We start from the raw sequence: 3,944 nt of genomic DNA, 5'->3' as shown, positions 1-3,944 counted from the left end.
ACTAAATATTTATATCTTTCTTTTTTAGTTTTTAAAGATTTATAATAAGCTTTTTCTGCTTTAGTCCAAGGAGCTATAGCTCCTTTAATAGGATCTTTTAAATAAATACTTTGCCAATCTTTAAATTCAAGTAAAGTAGATCTCTCTCCTGTGTAAAGATTAGGATCTAAATATCTAGGTTGATAGTCTTTATAGGGGGAGTTTTGTTTGATATTGTGTGCTTCAAAAAGGGCTTTAGAATATTCTTGGGTGTATTTGCCTACCTTAGCTCCCCCATCACTTAATAAAATTTTATTCGTTTTTTTTTCTACATCTAAAATAATACCATTAGGTGTATAAATCTCGTAAGTTTCACTCATTTTTATCCTTTCATCCTATATATAAACCATCTTCCATGATTATAGTTGTAGCTAGTCTGCCTATAAACTTATTAGAATAATCTTGTATTTTACTAATATCATCACTTTCTTCCACACCATCTTCATTTTTACTTTCATCTTTCATCTTTTTTCTTTTTATCCCCTTATACATCACTTCTAAATTATGTTGTCCTATGGCTTCTAAATTTTCCATCAATCTTCTTGCTTTTTGCCTATCTTCTATGAACTTACCTTTTTCATCTTGAGTGGTATTATAAATCCCATTTGCATATTCATATAAAATTTGTATAGTATCATTATAAGCTAAGATAGGGTGTTGTTTTATCACTGGGTGTTGTATTTTATACTCTTCTTTTCTTTGAAAATGTTCTAGCTTATATATATTACAATTTCTAAGTTCTATATTGTTTTTTTCAAAAAATTCCTTATCATTTAAGATATATTTGCCTTCATTGATTTTATCTTCCATAAAAGCACTTCTTTTTTCATCTAAAATAATATAAGATAAAAGTCTTTTTAAGGCAAATTCCCTAGCTTCACTTGAAGTTGTAGCACAAGCAATACTAGGATAATAATTAAGCCCACCCGTGCATAATAAAGAACCAAAAATAAACTCAGATAAATCAAAACTCATAAATCTAGAATTTATTAATAAAGGATAGGTTATATATTCTTCTTTTTTTACAGCTAAAGGAAAATCATAATTGTAAGTAAATTTTTCATACATTAGTTTTTCATATAAAATTTTCAATCTTTCATAATTTGTAGGCAAAAGTGTATCAATAAAAGATCCTGCTAAATTTTTTAATATATCCACGCTCAAGTCTTTACTCATTTTAATAGAAAAATCAATAGCTAATTGTTTTCTTACTTTTGATATCAAATGAATTTGCTTAGCTTTATCTAATCTTGAAAAACTCTTTGACTTTTTTAATTCACTTGCATATTCTAATTGATTAAAATAATAATAATTTGTTCCTATTTGATATAAAAAAAGCTTATTGAGTGATTTTTTACTTTTTGGATTAATTTTTATAAAACGCCCCTTAGGGCTAAGTGCATAAAATATCCCTAGTTCTTTAAAAAAATGTGCTTTAAAACTAGAAAATAATTTATTACCATAATACTTTTTATCTAAGCTTGAATCTATAAAAAATAAAATCATTTTTTTAAAAAAATCAGGCTGACTCATAAAAAATTCTGTAAAAGGAAAAAGTTGCTTAATGATATTAAAAAAAGTAATATCTATAGATAATTTTGCAAGTTCTTTATCAAGCATAATATCTTGAATGCTTTTATCTAAATCTTTTTTTGAAGGAAGAGTTTTGTCTGTTTGTATATTTTCTTCAAATTCAATCTCCTCATCAAAACTTTCATTTAAGGTTTTTAAAAAATTTACATAAGTTTGATCTTCTTCTTCAAAATCATTTTCAAACATAGCTTTAGCTAATTCATCTAAATAGATGACTTCATCTTCTTTTTTATTTTTATTTAATTCTTTAGATAAAAAGATATAAATTTTTTTATCATTATCATAAAAATAAATATCATCAGGGATAAATGAAATATACTCATTAAAATAATTTGGTATTTTAATCTTTTGATAATTACCAATATTTGCCTGAAACAATTTATATCCCAAAGAATATTCTTGCGTAAAAGCTAAGTCTTTTTGTAAAACATACAAAGTTAAAGTCAATAAAACAACCGTTAAAGGTGAGTATTTCTTAAAATCTACATTTTCATATGTTTTAAACATTAATGTTTCTGAGTTAAGATTGGATTGTGTTTGGTCATAGCGAGAATTGATATTATCTAAATAATTATTAAAAAGCTCGACATATTCTTCTACTTTTTCTTTTTCTTTTTCGCTAATTTCTTCAAGTTCTTTAGGCAATTTAAAAAAGCTATCAATATAAGCAAAATCTTGCTTAACTTTTTCATATTCTAATCGTTCGTTTATATGTTCCAATAAATAAAGTTTCATCCAAGAATATGTTTGATTATAAAAATTAAAATATCCCTTATATTTTTGATAAATCTGTCCATCAAGTTTCACAAAAGGACAAAGTTGCAATACATAATCATCTTCTTTTTTAACATCTCTTTCTATAAAATAAGAACCATAATCTCTTTTGCTAGGAAAATCGCCTTTTAATGCAAGTTTTTCATTTTTTGTAAGAGCTTTGGGGCGATTTTTTATTATTGCTCCTAATTTTTTTTGATACAAGTCCTCACAAAGTCCTGCATTGTTAAGCTGTGGTGGATTAGTAATAAGCAAATAATTTTTACCCATTTTGGTTGTATTGATTTGATCAGTATTTTTTTTATCTAATATCATTTCTACTAGCATGGAAGAATTTAAATCAGGATATTCTGCATAAAAGAAATGATTGAGTTTAGAGATATTTAAATTGATTGCTTTTTTTAATGTTGTATCAAAATTATTTAAACTAGAATTCACTAAAAGTGTATTATCTAACTTTTCATTTTCAAATTTTAGATTATTTTCTAAAAAATTATCAAAAATACCTTGAAATTCTTCATCTAAAATAACTTTATAAAAACTATTTTTATAAAGACTAATAGAAGGTACATTAGAATAAGATGAAAAATCTAATAATACTTTATCATCTATAATTAATACATCAGATAAAATTTCTTCATTGCACAAAGCGATAATAGGATAAAGCTTACTAGTAATAAGCTCTAAAAGTGGATAAGCAAAATCATAATAATATTTTTGTTCCTTATACTCTTGATACTCAGCAGAAGAATTATAAGCTTCAAATAATGTATTTACAACAAAAACATAAGGATTTTTTTTGACTAAAGAGACAGGTTTTTTAAGATTGGTTACAGAATCTAGTATATTGATAAAAAATTTTGCTATAGCTCTAATAATTTGCTTATATTCATCATCATTAGATTGAGTAATATTTTTTAAAAGTGTATTAAAAAGTGTATCTAGGGTAAGTTGTATTTTTGGTTTAATTTCTTGCTCAAAATAGTTAGATTCTTTGATATTTTTTAATAATATATTTAATTCTTTTTGAATTTCTTTTAAAAAATTTTCAATATTTTCTACATTGTTTTCATCAATAATTTTATTGAGCGTTTTATTTTCATTTTGATTAATTGCATTATTTAAAAATTTTAAATTATTAAAGATAATTTTTTTAATGCTAGATAAATTTTTATCAGAGCTAAATTTTTGTTCTTTTGTGATTTCGTCTTTATTGGCTTGATTTAAATGTATGATTTTAAAAGTTTTTGTATTATCAATTTTAAAATTATCTTCAATAGTATGTAGTGTCTTATACAAAGAATTCTTAGCTTCTTTATATCCATCAAAATCACTGCATATAAAAATAATTTTATTAGCATTTTTGGTAAGATTTTTTAACTCGATTTCTAAATTATGATTTGATGCAATTAAAGTAAAATTTTTTATTTTCATATTTTAACCCCATTTACCACCACAAACTTACAAACATAAAGCTCTTGTTTTCTATCTTCATCTTCTAAGATTTCATCTAGTCCTTGTGCGATTTGAAGTTTTAA

Annotated in this window: 1 protein-coding gene and 1 pseudogene; both read right to left on the bottom strand. The window is 24.0% G+C overall.

The genetic code is table 11. From position 1 onward, the window contains the following. A pseudogene (locus ELQ12_RS09410) lies at positions 1–359 on the bottom strand (hypothetical protein); the annotation flags it as partial. Positions 360–369: 10 nt separating this feature from the next. Next, the gene (locus tag ELQ12_RS09405; protein ID WP_126218059.1) at positions 370–3,840 is read right to left on the bottom strand and encodes a hypothetical protein; all 3,471 of its coding nucleotides are present in this window, start codon (positions 3,838–3,840) and stop codon (positions 370–372) included. Positions 3,841–3,944 lie beyond the last annotated feature (104 nt).

Origin of the sequence: Campylobacter sp. US25a, from assembly GCF_004379075.1 — a bacterium.
Classification (GTDB): domain Bacteria; phylum Campylobacterota; class Campylobacteria; order Campylobacterales; family Campylobacteraceae; genus Campylobacter_D; species Campylobacter_D jejuni.
The sequence above is the reverse complement of the archived record's forward strand: the minus strand, read 5'-3'. Positions and strand labels throughout refer to the sequence as shown.